Here is a 15,893-nt window from a genome sequence, read left to right on the forward strand (position 1 = left end):
CGAGAGGAGCACCGCACATGTCCGCTCAGAGCACCGAGCAGTCCCAGGACGTCGAGCAGCAGGGGACCCAGCACTGGGCCGTCTGGTCCGTCTACGCCCGCGACAACGACCGCACCGTGCCGACCCACGAGCAGGAGACGGCCGCCGTCCAGGAGTTCGACGCCCTCGTCGAGCAGCTGGCGGCCGAGGGCATCGTGGTCCGCGGCACCTACGACGTCTCCGGTCAGCGCGAGGACGCCGACATCATGCTGTGGCTGCACGGCCAGGACCCCGCGGCCCTGCAGCTGGCCCTGCGCCGCGCTCGCCGCACCGCGCTGCTGGCCGGCACCCACCAGGTCTGGGCCGCCATGGGCGTCCACCGCGAGGCCGAGTTCACGGCCGGCCACTCGCCGTCCTACGCCCGGGGCGTCGCCCCGGAGGCCTGGGTCTGCGTCTACCCGTTCGTGCGCTCGTACGACTGGTACTGGATGGATCCCGAGGACCGCTCGCGCATGCTGCGCAACCACGGCATGAAGGCCCGCGACTACCCGCAGGTGCTGGCCAACACGATCGCCTGCTTCGGGCTCAACGATTTCGAGTGGATGCTTGCCCTGGAAGCCCCCGAGCTGGTGGACCTGGTGGATGTCATGCGCCACTTCCGCAACACCGAGGCCCGACTGCACGTGCGCGAGGAGACCCCGTTCTACACCGGTCGACGGGTGAGCACCGCGGACCTGGCCGAGGTGCTGCGATGACCGCGCCCGGAGGCGCCCCGGTGCCGCAGGAGCCCGAGCTCGCGCCGTCGGCGGTGACGATCCCCGGCGGTCGCGCCGTGGACTCCTGGCCGCACCCGGCCCAGGCGCCGCAGCTCTCCCGGGCCCGAGCGCAGGAGCCCGCGGACTGGGATGCGATCGTGCTCTCGTCGTTCGGCGGCCCGGAGGGCCAGGACGACGTCATCCCCTTCCTGCGCAACGTCACCCGGGGCCGCGGCATCCCCGATGACCGGCTCGAGGCCGTGGCAGGGCACTACCGCGCCAACGGCGGGGTCTCGCCGATCAACGCGCAGAACCGCGCGCTGCTGGGCGCGCTCGAGCAGGAGCTGCGCGAGCGCGGGATCGACACCCCCATCACGTGGGCCAATCGCAACTGGGAGCCCTACGTCGCCGATGTCCTGCAGTCCCTGCACGACCAGGGCAGCCGTCGGGTCCTGGTGCTGGCCACCTCCGCGTTCTCCGGCTACTCGTCCTGCCGGCAGTACCGCGAGGACTGGGGAGTGGCCCTCGAGCAGACCGGGCTCGGCGAGCAGATGGTCGTGGGCAAGATCCGCCAGTACTTCGACATGGCCGGGTTCCTGGAGCCGTTCGTCGACGGGCTGCGTGAGGCCCTGCTCCAGCGTGCCGAGCGCGGTCCCCTCAGGATCCTGTTCGCCGCCCACTCCGTGCCGGACACCGACGCCCTGGCCGCCGGCCCCGAGACCATGCGGGAGGGCTTCGCGACCGGCTCGGCCTACGCGGATCAGCTGCTCGCGGCCTCGCGGAAGGTCATGGAGCGCACTCGGGCGCGGCTGCAGGACGAGGGGCTGTCGCTGCCCGAGTCGCTGAGCTGGGATCTGGTGTTCCAGTCGCGTTCGGGTCCGCCGTCCATGCCGTGGCTCGAGCCGGATATCAACGATGCCGTCGAGCAGGCGGCGGATGACGGCGCAGGCTCCGTGATCGTGGTTCCGATCGGCTTCGTGTCCGATCACATGGAGGTGCTCTGGGACCTCGACACCGAGGCCCGCGAGACCGCGCAGGAGCGCGGCCTGGGCTTTGCGCGCACACCGACTCCGGGGACCCATCCGGCGTTCGTGTCCGGACTAGCGGATCTGATCGAGCAGCGCATGGCCGGGCGCTCAGGCGAGCCCAGGTCCTCCGCGTGCAGCGACGGCACCTGGTTCGACGACTGCCCCGCCGACTGCTGCGTCAAGATCCTGCGCGGCAGCACCGAGCCGCGACCCACGATCGCGCAGAGGCCCGAGGGAGAGCCGATCCCGGTCGGTCTCGACGAGACGGGCCAGGTGGTGCGCGCATGAGCGGGCAGCCCCACGAGACCGATCAGGTAGGCCAGGACATGAGCGAGGCGGAGCGCACCGAGGACCAGCGGCAGCCGGCCGCCGTGCTGAGGGTGGGCACACGCGGTTCCGCGCTGGCCCGCACCCAGACCACCTGGGCGGCGGACCGGGTGGCCGAGGCCGCCGGGGTCTCCCACGAGCTGGAGATCATCCGCACCGAGGGCGATGTCCTCACAGGGTCGCTGGCGACCCTGGGCGGGACCGGCGTGTTCGCGGCGGCTCTGCGCGTGGCGCTGCTCGAGGATCGCGTGGACATGGCCGTGCACTCGCTCAAGGACCTTCCCACGGCACCCACCCCTGGCCTGTCCATCGGCGCAGTGCCCGAGCGCGAGGACCCCCGCGACGCCCTGTGCGCCCGCGACGGCCTGCGCCTCGAGCAGCTGCCCGACGGCGCGAAGGTCGGCACCGGCTCGCCCCGACGGGCCGCTCAGCTGCTGCTGGCCCGCCCGGACCTGCAGATCGTGGACATCCGGGGCAACGTCCCCACCCGCCTGGCGCGCGTTGCCGGGCTGGACCCCGAGGGCCCCGGCGATCTCGACGCCGTGGTCCTGGCCGCCTCCGGCCTGCGCCGACTGGGGCTGCAGGCGCACATCACGGAGGCGCTGGACCCGTCGGTCGTGCTGCCCGCTCCCGGACAGGGGGCGCTGGCCCTCGAGATCCGCACCGAGGTGCTCGAGAGGGATCCAGAGCTCGCCGAGCAGGCTTCCGGCTCCTCACAGGACGCCGTCGCCGCGCAGCGTGCCCGCCCCGGGCAGGACGCGCTCGACAGCGACCTGCTGCAGGGCCTGGCGCGGATCAACCACCTGGAGACCCGCTGGGCCGTGACCGCCGAGCGCGCGCTGCTGGCACGGCTCGAGGCCGGGTGCGCCGCACCGGTGGGCACGCTGGCCACGGTCGAGAACGGCATGCTCACCCTGCAGGTCGCCGTGGCCTCCCCCGGACGGGGCCGAGGTCATGCGCCGCACCGAGGCCTCGCACGAGCTGTCCACGGCCGCCGCCCGGGAGCTCGGGCGCCGCGTGGGCGACGGCCTGCTCGCCGACGGCGCGGCCCGACTGGCGGGGCTGGCCTGGAGCACGGTGCCCACGGCCTCCCCGTCCCGGGACTCGGCGCGGTTCAGCGCGCCGAGCGCGGGAGCCTGCGCGCAGCCCCCTGCGTCCGGGGCGGCAGGCTCGGGACCGCGCCCGGGCCGGCCAGGGCCGGCGGGGCAGGGGCAGGAGCACCCGGCCGGCTGCGGAGACAGCCCGCTGCGGGGCCGGTCCGTGCTGGTGACCCGCACCCCGGATCGGGCGGCGGAGCTGCTCGAGCTGCTGCGCGAGCGCGGAGCCGAGCCCGTGCTCGTGCCCGTCCAGGAGGCGCAGCCGGTCACCGGCCAGCAGCGCCAGGACCTGTACGAGCTGCTCGAGGCGGCGGCGCAGGGGCCGAGGCCAGCAGTGCCCCCCGGCAGCTGGACGGAGGGCCGCTCGTCGGCACCGGCCACAGGTTCCCATGGATCCCCGGACCGGGCCGAGCCGCTGTGGCTCGTGGTGACCTCGGCCAACACCGTGCGCGCCCTGCATCGTCTGGCGCTCGAGACGCACGGGCGCGGCCTCGGGGAGCTGCTGGAGCCCGGCATCGAGCGCGGGCTGCGCGTGGCAGCCGTCGGACCGGCCACCGCGGCCGAGCTCGAGAGCCATGCCGTGCCCGTTCATCTGCAGCCCCATCGCACGGCCTCGGCCGCCGGGCTGCTCGAGACCTGGGCGCGGCCGGAGGGCCCGGACACGGCCCTCGCCCCGGTGCGCCCCGGCACCGTGCTGCTGCCCCAATCGGCGGCGGCCTCGCCCGAGCTGACGCGCGGGCTGCAGGAGCTCGGCTGGCAGGTGCGGCGCCGCGACGCCTACCGGATGGCCCCGTGGCCGGCCGAGGATCCCCTGGTCGCAGCACCCGTGGGGCAGCACGATCCGGTGCGCACCGTCGAGCATGCCCGCTCGGAGCTGGCAGCCGGCGCGATCGACGGCGTGATCCTCACCGCCCCGTCGACCGTCCGTGCCCTGGCAGACGGACTCGTGCGGGCTCCGTCGCCAGCGCTGGCGGCCATCGGGGAGCCCACGCACACCGCCGTCGTCGCACTGGGCCTCGAGGCGGTCGTGGCCGAGTCCACGGCGCCGTCCGGGCTCATCGAAGCACTCGAGCGGGCCGTGGCCGCTCCGCCGGGGCGCCGGCGGCCCGCCCCACCCCAGGACATCGCCCCATCAGCACAGGAGGAATGACATGAACGATCGCATCGATCCCAGCGCAGCAGCCGAGGCTCCGCGCAGCCGCCGCTTCAGCGTCGATCTGCCGCACCGCCCGCGGCGCCTGCGCCAGTCCGAGACCATGCGCCGCCACGTGCGCGAGACCCGCCTGCACCCGTCGCAGCTGATCCTGCCGGTCTTCGTGAAGGAGGGGCTGCAGGAGCCGGTCGAGATCGCCTCCATGCCCGGGGTGGTGCAGCACAGCATGGACTCGCTGCGCCGTGCGGTCGCCGAGGCGGTCGAGCTCGGGCTCGGCGGCATCATGATCTTCGGCGTCCCGGCCATCCTGGACGCCCGGGGCTCGGGCCTCATCGATCCCGAGGGGATCCTCAACCGTGCGCTGGGCGAGGTCCGCGACGAGGTCGGCGACGACCTCCTGGTGATGGCCGACCTGTGCCTTGACGAGTTCACCGACCACGGGCACTGCGGCGTGCTGGACGACCAGGGCCGCGTCGACAACGATGCGACCCTCGAGATCTACGCGCAGGCCGCCGTGGCCCAGGCCCGGGCCGGGGCCCACGTGCTGGCCCCGTCCGGGATGATGGACGGGCAGGTGGGCGTCATCCGCGCCGCCCTGGATGCCGCCGGTCATCAGGACACCGTGGTGCTGGCCTACGCCGTGAAGTACTCCTCGGCGTTCTACGGCCCGTTCCGCGAGGCCGTCGACTCGGCGCTGACCGGCGATCGCAAGACCTACCAGATGGATTCCGCCAACCGGCGCGAGGCCTTCCGGGAGCTCGAGCTGGACCTGGCCGAGGGTGCGGACATGGTCATTGTCAAGCCGGCCATGTCCTACCTCGATATCCTGAGGGAGGTCGCCGACCAGTCGCCGGTGCCGGTGTCCGCCTACCAGATCTCCGGGGAGTACGCGATGATCCAGGCGGCCTCGGCCAACGGCTGGATCGACCGCCGCGGTGCGGCCCAGGAGTCGGTGCTCTCGATCATCCGCGCCGGCGCCGATACCGTGCTGACCTACTTCGCAACTGACCTGGCCCGCTGGTGGCGCGAGGACAACGGCCTGAGCTGACAGGCCCCCAGACGACACGACGACCACAGCGGAAGCCATCGGCCGCGCCCTGCCGCGCCGCCGTCGGCTTTCGAGACATCGCTTCCGAAAGGACCCCATGACCGTCTCCGAAGAGCTCTTCGAGCGCTCCCGCCGCGTGATCCCCGGAGGGGTGAACTCGCCCGTGCGCGCGTTCGCCTCCGTCGGGGGGACCCCGCCGTACATCTCGGCGGCTCGCGGGCCGTACCTGACCGATGCCGATGGCCGCGAGTTCGTCGATCTCGTGGGGTCGTGGGGACCGGCGCTGGTCGGCCACGCGCACCCGGTCGTGCTGGAGGCCGTGCACGCCGCCGTCGAGAAGGGCCTGTCCTTCGGCGCCTCCACGCGCGGTGAGACCGAGCTGGCCGAGCACCTGGTGCAGCGCGTCCCGGCGCTGGATGAGATCCGCATGGTCTCGACCGGCACGGAGGCCACCATGACCGCACTGCGCCTGGCCCGCGGCGTGACCGGACGCGACCTCGTGATCAAGTTCGCCGGCTGCTACCACGGCCATGTGGACTCGCTGCTCTCGGAGGCCGGCTCCGGTGTGGCCACCCTGTCGCTGCCCGGTTCGGCCGGCGTCACCGAGGCCACGGCGGCCGAGACCCTCGTACTCCCGTACAACGACCTCGACGCCGTGCGCGAGGCTTTCGCCGCCCACGAGGGGCGCATCGCCGCCGTGATCACCGAGGCCTCCCCGGCCAACATGGGCGTGGTCCCGCCGGATCCGGGATTCAACGCGGGCCTGCGGGAGATCACCCGGGCCCACGGGGCCCTGATGATCTTCGACGAGGTCCTCACCGGATTCCGCGTGGACCCCGCCGGCTACTGGGGCCTGACCTCGCCGCAGGAGGGCGGCTGGGAGCCGGACATCTTCACGTTCGGCAAGGTCATAGGGGGCGGTCTGCCGGTGGCGGCACTGGGCGGGCGCCGCCAGATCATGGAGCACCTGGCCCCCACCGGCCCCGTCTACCAGGCCGGCACGCTGTCCGGGAACCCGGTGGCCATGGCCGCCGGGCTGGCCACGCTGCAGCTGGCCGACGACGACTGCTACCGGACGATCGACCGTCTCTCCGAGCAGCTGCGCGGCGAAGTCTCCTCGGCGCTGTCTGCCGCAGGAGTCGACCACTCGATCCAGAACGCCGGTTCGCTGTTCTCGGTGACCTTCGGGACCTCGGAGCGCCCGGTGCGCACCTACGCGGATGCCAAGTCCCAGGAGGTCTTCCGCTGGGCGCCGTTCTTCCGCGCCATGCTGGAGCAGGGCGTGTACCTGCCGCCGTCGGTGTTCGAGGCCTGGTTCCTCTCCGCAGCGCACGACGAGACCGCCATGCAGCGCATCATCGACGCGCTGCCCAAGGCCGCCGAGGCTGCCGCCCAGGCGCAGCCCGTCCAGGGCTGATCGGCTCCGGGCCCAGCTTCACGGACATGACAGCGCCCCGGTTTCTTCCGCATCGCGGAGCGGACCGGGGCGCTGTGCGTCGGCGACGCGTCAGTTCTTGTCGCCCAGGACGTTGTCCTTGGCGTCCTTCAGGTTCTCGCCGGCCTGCTTCAGGTTCGAGGAGTTCTCCTGCTGCTCGCCGGCGCCCTGCAGGCGCTCATCGCCGGTGGCCTCGCCGAGCTTCTGCTTGGCCTGGCCCGAGGCTTCCTCGGCCTTGTTGCTGATCTTGTCACCGAGTCCCATGGGAACCTCCTGTGCTCTGCTGTCGACCGGAAGGCCGACGGGGAATCCGAAGTCTACTGCGGGAACCCGACCTGCGGCAGTCCTGCTGGGATCATCCCGGCAGGTCGCGCACAGGCCAGGTGCCGTCGATGACGATACTGGGGTCCTGACGACGGCTGCGCAGGAACTCCTGGAAGTCGGCGGCCTGCTCGGCGGACCATTCGATCTGCTGCCGGTGGATCTGCGGGGCGCCCACGCGCAGCTCGGCGAACTCCTCGGCCAGACGACGCCCGACCTGCTCGGCGGCCAGGGCGTCCGCCCCGGAGGTGTGCGCCTCCTCCAGGTCCACCTCATAGGCCTCGGACAGAGCCACCAGCGTGCGCTTGCCGCGCCATCTCACCCGCACGTGCTTGTGCATCACGTAGGGGTCCAGCACCGGGAAGGCCTCCGGGGCCCGCAGCCCGTGGCGTCGGGCCTCGGCGGCCAGGACCGTGAAGTCGTAGGACGCGTTGAAGGCCAGCACGGGGATCCCGCGCTCCAGCAGATCGGCGACGGCGGCCACGATCTCCGGGACCACCTCCGCCGCCGGACGACCGTGCTCGCGAGCGTGCTCGGTCGAGATGCCGTGCACGGCCGCAGCGCCCTCCGGAATCTCCACGCCGGGATCTGCGAGCCAGTCCCAGCGCTGGAGGATCTCGCCCCGGGCATCGATCAGCAGCAGCGAGGCGGTCACGATGCGGCACTCGTGGGGGTCCTTGCCCGTGGTCTCCAGGTCGAAAGCCGCTCGCGGCAGCTCGGTCCAGGGGGTGCCAGGGTCCTGCGGGGCCGGTGCCTTCTGGTCGGATCGCGGCGCCCCAGCATCGGCGGGCGCCGCGCTCGCGGCGGGTGCGCTCGGCCGATCCCCGGCACCGGTCGCTCCCGCGGGGGTGTCGAACAGCGACAGCTGGGCCTCCTGGGCCTCGGGCTGCGAGGGGCTCGCCGGGCTGCTGCCCGACGGGGTCGGGAGATCGAAGAGCGGATCGGTCTGCTCGGACGGATCGGGTCTGCTGGCCATGCCGACACAGTACGGAGCCGCTCCGACAGCACTGGGCCGGCGGCTTGTTCCGGCGCGATGCGGCCGATGGCGATGCCGATGCCGCTGAGGTCGGGGCCTCGGGGGGGGGGGGGGCGGCGCACCTGCCGCCCGAGATGGCCTTGTGCTGTCAGAGCGCTGTGGTGCGATGTGGCCATGTCCCAGCAGCGGCCGTCGCATCCCCCCGAGCCCGTCGTCGATCTCTCCGCGTCGCGCTCGGCCTGGCGCCTGGTCCCGGCCGAGCGCAGCTCGCTCGTGCTCCCGGAGCTCTCGGCCCTGGATCGCGATCAGCGGGAGATCGCCGAGCTGGCCGGCGGCTGCGGCCCGCAGCTCGTGCTGGGGGCGCCGGGCACGGGCCGGACCACGGCCCTGCTCTCGCTGGCCGCCCGCAGGCTGCGCGAGGGCCTGCCCGCTGACCGGCTGCTCGTGCTCACCCCGTCGCGCGCCGCGGCCGCCCGCGCCAGGGACACGCTGACCGCCACCGCGGCCACCACCATGACCTCTCCGCCGGTGCGGGCGTGGCAGGCCTACGCCTTCGACCTCCTGCGCCGGGCTCAGGCGGAAGGACTGCTGCCGGGAGTCGACCAGCCGCCCCAGCTGCTGTCGGGACCGGAGCAGGACGTCCTGCTCAAGGAGCTGATGGCCGGTCACCGCAGCGGCCACGGCGCCGCCGTCGTGTGGCCGCCGGATCTCTCGGAGGCCGTCGGCACGCGCGGCTTCCGCCAGGAGGTCCGCGATCTCTTCGACCGCGTGTGCGAGCACGGGCTGTCCCCGGAGGACCTCGAGCAGCTGGGGCACCAGATGCAGCGACCGGACTGGATCGCCGCCTCCGTGCTGCGCCGGGAGTACCTGCGCGTGCGCCGCCTGCGCATGCCGGAGGCCTTCGACCCCGCGGCCCTGGTGAGCGAGGCCTGCCGGGTCCTCGTGGAGCACCCCGACTTCCTCCACCGGGAGCAGCAGCGGCTCGAGCTCGTGGTGATCGACGACCTCCAGGAGGCCACGCCGTCGATCCACCGTCTGCTGGAGGTGCTGTGCCGGGGCCGGGACGTCGTGATCGCGGCGTCGCCGGACACCGTCGTGCAGGGGTTCCGCGGTGCTCGCCCGGACCTGCTGCGCGGACTCGACGACCGCCTGGGCACCCCGCAGCGGCCCCCTCACGCGTCGCGTCCTGGGCACCGGGCACCGCATGCCCGCGGCCATCCAGCTGGCTTGGCAGCGCGCGGCTCAGCGGATCCCCGCTCTCGAGACCGCCCTGGGGGCCCGCCGTCCTCGTCCCGTGCCGCCGGGGGGCGATCCGGAGGCGGAAGAGCTGCCGCAGGCGGTCCTGCTCGGCTCGGCCGCGCAGGAGGCGCGCTGGATCGGCCACGCCATCCTCGAGCGCCATCTGCTGCAGGGCGTGGCGCTGCAGGACATCGCCGTGATCGTGCGCTCGAGCGATCGCCTGCAGTCCCTGCAGCGCCACCTCACGGCTCTCGGAGTGCCGGTGACCACTTCGGCAGCCGAGACTCCCGTCCGGGACGAGTCCGCGGTGCGTCCCCTGCTGTCCGCGCTGCGACTGATCGTGGCGGAGCGCTCGGCGGCCCAGCACGATCAGGAGCTGGAGCGCGAGCAGCCGGACCCCGAATCGCTGCGATCCGATGCCCCGGAAGCGCCGCGGGCCTCGGAGACGGGAGAGGGGACCGCGCAGAGCAGCGCCGTGCTGGAGGCGCACGAGGCCGTCGAGCTGCTCAGCTCCCGGATCGGAGGCGCTTCGGCCATGGACCTGCGCCGCCTGCGCCAGCGCCTGCGAGCCCACGAGCTGCGCAGCGGCGGAGGACGCAGCTCGGACCAGCTGCTCGTGGAGGCGCTGCTGGACCCCACCGTCATGGAGGATGCAGGCGTCAGGGCCGCCCCGGCGCGTCGTGTCGCCCGGATGCTCCAAGCCGGGCGCACCGCGCTGCGTGCCGACGGGGCCACCGCCGAGACGGTCCTCTGGGCGCTGTGGGACGCCTCCGGAGTGGCAGGACGCTGGCAGCGCACCGCCCTGGCCGGCGGTCCGGAGGGCCAGCGGGCCGATCGCGATCTCGATGCCGTGGTCGCGCTGTTCGGCACGGCCGAGCGCTTCGCCGATCACCGCCCGGGAGCCGGGCCGCAGGAGTTCCTGGACTTCTTGGAGCATCAGGACCTGCCCATGGACACCCTCGCCGCCCGCGCCCCCACGGGGGCCTCCGTGGAGATCATGACTCCGGCCACCGCAGCCGGTCGCGGCTGGCCGGTCGTGTTCATCGCGGGCCTCCAGGAGGGCAGGTGGCCCAACACGACGCTTCGTGGGCAGCTGCTGGGAGCCCAGCGCCTCTCGGACGCCGTCGAGCTCGGCGTGGAGGTCGCCGCTCAGGCCAGCCCCGCCACCCGGCTCACGGAGGTCCGCCACGACGAGCTGAGGCAGTTCGCCACAGCCGTCTCCCGTGCCTCGCGCGAGCTGATCGCCACGGCCGTGTCTTCCGAGGAGGAGAACCCCTCGGAGTTCCTGGACATCGTGGATCCGTGGGATCCCTCGCTGCACCCGGAGGCCGCCCACCGGGCACGTCCCGTGCACACCGCGCCGCGTCCTCCCACGCTGCGGGCCCTGACCGCCGAGCTGCGCCGGGTGCTCCAGCAGGGGACGGCCTCGCAGGAGCAGAGGGAGGCGGCGGCACAGCTGCTGCACCGCTTCGCCTCCTCGCCCGAGCCCGTGGACGGGGCGGCCCCGCACCAGTGGTGGGGCCTGCTGCCGCTGTCGTCCACGCAGGAGGTCCTGGACCCGCAGCAGCCGGTTCCGCTGTCTCCTTCGCGCCTCGAGACCATCCAGCGCTCGCCGCTGGACTGGTATGTGGCCACGGCTCGTGCCGAGGAGGCCTCGGATGCGGCGCGCTCGGTCGGCACCCTGGTCCACTCGATCGCAGAGCAGTCCCCAGAAGGCACCGGCGATCAGCTCGCGGCGCAGATCCACCGCAGGTGGAGGGAGCTCGGGCTGCCGGAGACCTGGGAATCAGACCTGCTCAAGGAGCGGGCCGAGACCATGCTTCGCAGATTCGCCCAGTACGTGATCCAGGCTCGCAAGGACGAGCACCGCCGCCTGGCCCTCGTGGAGGGGGGCTTCCAGGTCCTCATCCACGGCCGCGCCCGCGATGCCCTGCTGCGCGGTCGGGTGGATCGCCTGGAGATCGATGACCAGGGCCGTTTCGTGGTGGTCGACCTCAAGACGGGGCGCAGCGCACCTGCCACCAAGGATCTGCCCGAGCATCCTCAGCTGCTGGCCTATCAGGCGGCGCTGGCGGCCGGTGCCGGTCAGGCCATGGTCGAGGAGCAGCAGCGCGGCATCCGGCAGAGCACGGATGCGGAAGGGCTGAAGCCGGAGCCGAGCGAGCCCCTGGTGCTGCGGGAAGAGCCCCTTCAGCATCTGCCCGGCGGTGCGCTGCTGGTCCAGCTGGGCGTGGACAGGGTCAACGTCAGCACGCAGCTGCAGGACGGGCTCACCGAGGAAGGCGGCGTGCAGGTCCGCGAGCTGGTCTCGGCCGCTGCGGATCTGGTGGCAGGGGACCGCTTCCTGGCCAGTCACACCGCAGGGTCGAACACGGGCCACGGCGGGATCGGCTGCAGCCTCCCGGAGATCTGCCCGCTGTGCGCCGAGGGACGGCAGGTCACCGAATGAGCGTCTCCGCCGCCTCCAGCGGCCGCTCGCCGCACGAGCCGAACCACGACCAGACCCAGAAGGAGCCCGGCATGGCCTTCGAGCACGACTCCCGCCCCCAGACGTCGTCATCCGAGGATGCGTCGTGGTCAGGCGAACCGGAGTCCGCAGCGTCGTCCTCGCCCGCGGGGGCGTCGGAGCCCGCGGTCTGCGCTGCAGGTCCCGGGGCGATGAAGGGCGATGGATCCCCGCACCCGTACCTGGGCGTCGAGCCGCGCTGGAGCCCCCAGGAGCTGGCGGAGGCGCTGGGCGGCAACAGGCCCACGGAGCAGCAGGCGGAGGTGATCGCCGCGCCGCTGACCCCGCGGCTCGTGGTCGCCGGTGCCGGCTCGGGCAAGACCGCCACCATGGTCGACCGGGTCGTGTGGCTCGTGGCCAACGGCATCGTGCACGCGGATCAGGTGCTGGGCGTGACCTTCACCCGCAAGGCCGCCGGTGAGCTGCGCGACCGCGTGCGGGGCCGACTGGGCGTGCTGCGCTCCAAGGGCCTCGTCGTGCCCGGACCGGAGGACCCCTCCGAGCTCTCAGCGGCCGACGCGGACCGCGGCGCCCCCGCCGGCCAGGGGGACACCGCGCCCGTGCTCGAGCCCACGGTGCTGACCTACCACTCGTATGCCAGCGCGCTCGTGCGCACCTACGGGCTGCGGATCGGCCTGGAGCCGGAGACCGCGCTGCTCGGCCCGGCACAGGCCTGGCAGATCGCCTCGCGGGTCGTGGAGTCCTGGGACGGTGAGGTCCCGTCCGATCTGAAGATGTCCACGGCGGTCGAGCAGGTCCTCGCGCTGTCCTCGGGCGCCGCGGAGCACCTGCTGGACCTCGACGAGATCCGGCGGCACACGGCTCGGCTCGGGCAGGCCATGCTCGAGACCCCGCCGCGACCGGGGGGCAAGAAGAAGAAGGTCACCAAGGACACCCAGGAAGCCGCGGGCCGTCTGCTGCGCACCGGCGTGCTGTGCCGCATGGCGCAGCGCTATCAGCAGGCCAAGCAGGAGGCCGAGGTCATGGACTTCGGTGATCTGCTCAGCCACGCGGCGCGCCTTGCCCAGGAGGATCGGACCTGCGGCGCCTCGGAGCGGGAGCGCTACCGCGTGGTGCTGCTCGACGAATTCCAGGACACCTCGCACGCGCAGATGAAGATCTTCGCCGAGCTCTTCGGCCAGGGCCATTCCGTGATGGCGGTCGGGGACCCCCAGCAGTCGATCTACGGCTTCCGCGGAGCCTCTGCCGGACAGCTCTTCGGCTTCAGCGACCATTTCCCGGCCCCCGGCGATCCCCAGGACGCCGTCTCCTTCCTGACCACCGCCTGGCGGAACGACACCGCGATCCTCGACGTCGCCAACAGCGCTGCCGAGCCCCTGCGCACTCCGCCCCCGTGGAGCACCGGCAGCGCCGGACAGGGGCTGAAGAAGGTCCCCGGCCTGGACCCGCGCCCAGAGGCAGATCGCGGGCAGGTCCTGCTGTCCCGGCACCGCTCGGATCAGGACGAGGCCGTCGCCATCGCGGACGACATCCTGGCCGCGCGCGGCCGGGTCCGCGAGGACCAGGAGCTTCCCACCACGGCGGTGCTGTGCCGCCGCCGCTCCCAGTTCGAGCCCGTGCGCCGCGAGCTGATCGCACGGGGGATCCCGGTGGAGGTCGTCGGGATCGGCGGTCTGCTGCAGGTCCCGGAGGTCGTCGACATCGTGGCCACGCTGCGGGTGCTCACCGATCCCGGTCGCTCGGACTCCCTGGCCCGACTGCTGACCGGAGCCCGCTGGCGGCTGGGCGCCCAAGACCTTGCCGCTCTCGGCGACTGGGCCGGACACCTTGAGCGGCGCCGCAGCGCTGCGGCGGACATGGGCCTGATCGAGGACATCGACTCGCCAGGCGACCCTGGGGACGCGGTGCAGGGATCGCCCCAGGAGGACGTCCTGGTCGAACCGGACCGGGTAGACGCCGCCTCCCTCGTGGAGGCCGTGGAGACCCTGCCGCGCCCGGACTGGATCTCCGGAGCCGGACGCAGCCTCAGCGAGACCGGCCGTCAGCGACTCATCGCCTTCGCCGAGGAGCTGGCCGAGCTGCGGACCTGGCTCTCCGAGGACCTGGCCACCATCATCTCGGTGATCGAGCGGACCCTCGGTCTGGACATCGAGGTCGCCGCCCGCCCGGACGCTCGAGCCGCGCAGGGTCGCCGCGACCTGGACGCCTTCCTGGACCTGGCGGCGTCGTTCAGCTCGGCCAGCGCCACGCAGGACGTCGGGGCGTTCCTGGGGTGGCTGGACATCGCCTCCCGCGAGGAGAAGCTCGACACCGCCCCGCCAGAGCCTGCTCGGGGTGCGGTGCAGCTGCTGACCGTCCACGCCTCCAAGGGGCTGGAATGGGATCACGTGCACGTGCCGGGCATGAACCAGTCGCACTTCCCCATGACCCGGGACACCCGCTGGACCAAGAACCCCTCGGACGTCCCCTGGCCGCTGCGCGGGGACCGGGCATTCCTTCCGCAGTGGAGCGAGGACACCTCGGATCTCGACGCCCTCAGCGACTCCCTGGCGCAGTTCCAGGAGGATGCCGCCCAGCATGCCGAGGCCGAGGAGCGCCGCCTGGCCTACGTGGCCTTCACCCGTGCCAGGAGCCGCCTGCACCTGTCCTCGAACGCATTCTCTGGCTCGGCCGCCACGCGGCGGACGCCGTCGCGCTTCCTCCTGGAGCTTTTGCCGCTGAGCGGTCAGCAGGGCCTGGAGATCGCGCGGGAGGCCGCCCAGGAGAAGGCCTTCGACTCCGCGCCGGTCGAGCTGCCCCAGGACGACCAGCACCGGAGCATCGACGGGATCGAGCTCGTCGGCTGGGAGGATGTCGCCGCGGACGAGAAGAACCCCGAGCAGTCGCGTCGCCTGTGGGCGGCCTGGCCGTACGACCCCCTCGAGGGCCCTGAGGTCCTGGAGACGCGCGGCGAGCAGGCCCAGGCTCCCATCGACCCGGATCAGCCCGGCGTGCAGAGGCAACCGGCCCCGCAGGCCGGGCGACGCGCCCGGGTGGAGGCCGCCGCTCACCGGGTGAGCGAGCAGTCCGAGACCGACCACGCGGAGATCGAGCGCCTGGAGGCCGAGCAGAGCCTCCGGGATCCGCAGATCCAGCGCTGGTTCGAGGAGGCGCGCATCCTGCTGGCCGCCCACGAGACCCGCAGCGAGGTCCAGGAGCTGGCCCTGCCCTCGCACCTGTCGGCCTCCACGGTGGTCGAGCTGGGCCGTGACCCGCAGGCGGTCGCCGCGCAGTTCCGCCGACCCATGCCGCGTCGCCCAGGCATGGCCGCGCGCGCCGGAACGGCCTTCCACTCGTGGGTCGAGGACCACTTCCAGTCCTCGGCGATCTTCGACCTGGACGAGGTCCCCGCGGAGGACGACTTCGTGGACAAGTCCTACGACCTCCCGCGCCTGGCCGAGACCTTCCGGGCAGGTGAGTGGGGAAACCGGCAGCCGTGGTCGGTCGAGCACCCCATCGAGACGCCGATCTCCGGAGTCACCATCCGCGGTCGGATCGACGCCGTCTTCCGCACCGAGGACGGCCGCTGGGAGCTCGTGGACTGGAAGACCGGAGCCGTGCCGGCCCAGAGTGAGCTGGCGCGTCGAGCCGTGCAGCTGGCCGTCTACCGCCTCGGCTGGTCACGACTGCAGGGCGTGCCGATCGAGGACGTCTCGGCGGCGTTCTACTTCGTCTCCGAGGACCGGACCATCCGCCCGCACGACCTGGCGGATGAGCAGCAGCTCGAGCGGATGGTGAGCCGGGCCTTCGGCTGAGGACCTCGCCCCGGGTCGCAGCCCCTCGGGCCGCGAGGAGCCCGCAGTCATGGTCCTCCGCGGTGGGCGACGCCGCCGCCGCCGCGGTCTCGGCCCTGGATCTCAGTCCTGCGACGTCCCGGGGCCGGGTCGGCGCAGCGGGGTGACGGTGGCCCCGGTGTGCGGGTCGGCGGCGGGACCCTCGTCCTTCGCGCCGGAAGGCTCAGGGGAGTCGTCGTCCGCCAGAGGCTTGGCCGTGCCGACTCCTGCGTCGTCAGCGGGATCCGAGAACAGC

At 73.1% G+C, this 15,893-nt stretch carries 10 protein-coding genes and 2 pseudogenes; 9 read left to right on the forward strand and 3 right to left on the reverse strand.

All coding sequences use genetic code 11. The features are described 5' to 3' along the window. Window positions 1–17: 17 nt before the first annotated feature. Window positions 18–734, forward strand: coding sequence for a hydrogen peroxide-dependent heme synthase (hemQ, locus tag OVA15_RS01475; RefSeq protein ID WP_061712710.1), 717 nt, complete (start codon window positions 18–20; stop codon window positions 732–734). Further along, a complete protein-coding gene (locus tag OVA15_RS01480) occupies window positions 731–2,050 on the forward strand; it encodes a ferrochelatase (protein ID WP_268142642.1) in 1,320 nt (439 codons plus the stop codon). Before hemQ ends, OVA15_RS01480 begins: the two co-directional genes overlap by 4 nt. Window positions 2,051–2,072: 22 nt before the next feature. Here OVA15_RS01480 and OVA15_RS01485 read toward each other — a convergent pair whose 3' ends face one another. After that, window positions 2,073–2,246, reverse strand: coding sequence for a hypothetical protein (locus OVA15_RS01485; RefSeq protein WP_268145739.1), 174 nt, complete (start codon window positions 2,244–2,246; stop codon window positions 2,073–2,075). Here OVA15_RS01485 and hemC point away from each other — a divergent pair. The 4 genes and pseudogenes from hemC to hemL form a co-directional block, all read left to right on the forward strand. Then, window positions 2,164–3,160 (forward strand): annotated as a pseudogene (gene hemC / locus OVA15_RS01490) (hydroxymethylbilane synthase); the annotation flags it as partial. The gene OVA15_RS01485 and the pseudogene hemC sit on opposite strands and share 83 nt — an antisense overlap. 450 nt (window positions 3,161–3,610) lie before the next feature. Continuing rightward, complete coding sequence (locus OVA15_RS01495) at window positions 3,611–4,336, forward strand: uroporphyrinogen-III synthase (protein ID WP_268145560.1); 726 nt, start codon at window positions 3,611–3,613, stop codon at window positions 4,334–4,336. A gap of 1 nt (window position 4,337) precedes the next feature. Continuing rightward, entirely contained in the window at window positions 4,338–5,387 is a 1,050-nt protein-coding gene (gene hemB, locus OVA15_RS01500) for a porphobilinogen synthase (RefSeq protein WP_268142644.1), read from the forward strand. Window positions 5,388–5,484: 97 nt separating this feature from the next. Continuing rightward, a complete protein-coding gene (gene hemL, locus OVA15_RS01505; protein WP_268142646.1) occupies window positions 5,485–6,804 on the forward strand; it encodes a glutamate-1-semialdehyde 2,1-aminomutase in 1,320 nt (439 codons plus the stop codon). 90 nt (window positions 6,805–6,894) lie between these two features. Here hemL and OVA15_RS01510 read toward each other — a convergent pair whose 3' ends face one another. Next, window positions 6,895–7,086 carry a CsbD family protein gene (locus OVA15_RS01510; RefSeq protein ID WP_006215798.1) on the reverse strand — a complete coding sequence of 64 codons (192 nt, stop codon included), beginning with the start codon at window positions 7,084–7,086 and terminating at the stop codon, window positions 6,895–6,897. Between the two features lie 91 nt (window positions 7,087–7,177). Further along, the gene (locus tag OVA15_RS01515) at window positions 7,178–8,119 is read right to left on the reverse strand and encodes a 3'-5' exonuclease (RefSeq protein ID WP_326493250.1); all 942 of its coding nucleotides are present in this window, start codon (window positions 8,117–8,119) and stop codon (window positions 7,178–7,180) included. Between the two features lie 174 nt (window positions 8,120–8,293). On the opposite strand from OVA15_RS01515, the pseudogene OVA15_RS01520 reads away from it, so the two are divergent. The 3 genes and pseudogenes from OVA15_RS01520 to OVA15_RS01530 all read left to right on the forward strand — a co-directional run. Then, window positions 8,294–9,199 (forward strand): annotated as a pseudogene (locus OVA15_RS01520) (UvrD-helicase domain-containing protein); the annotation flags it as partial. A gap of 31 nt (window positions 9,200–9,230) precedes the next feature. Next, window positions 9,231–11,807, forward strand: a complete 2,577-nt coding sequence (locus OVA15_RS01525; protein ID WP_268142648.1) for a PD-(D/E)XK nuclease family protein — start codon at window positions 9,231–9,233, stop codon at window positions 11,805–11,807. Continuing rightward, complete coding sequence (locus OVA15_RS01530) at window positions 11,804–15,619, forward strand: ATP-dependent helicase (protein WP_268142650.1); 3,816 nt, start codon at window positions 11,804–11,806, stop codon at window positions 15,617–15,619. Before OVA15_RS01525 ends, OVA15_RS01530 begins: the two co-directional genes overlap by 4 nt. Window positions 15,620–15,893 lie beyond the last annotated feature (274 nt).

This window comes from Kocuria sp. SL71, assembly GCF_026672465.1.
GTDB classification, from domain to species: domain Bacteria; phylum Actinomycetota; class Actinomycetes; order Actinomycetales; family Micrococcaceae; genus Kocuria; species Kocuria palustris.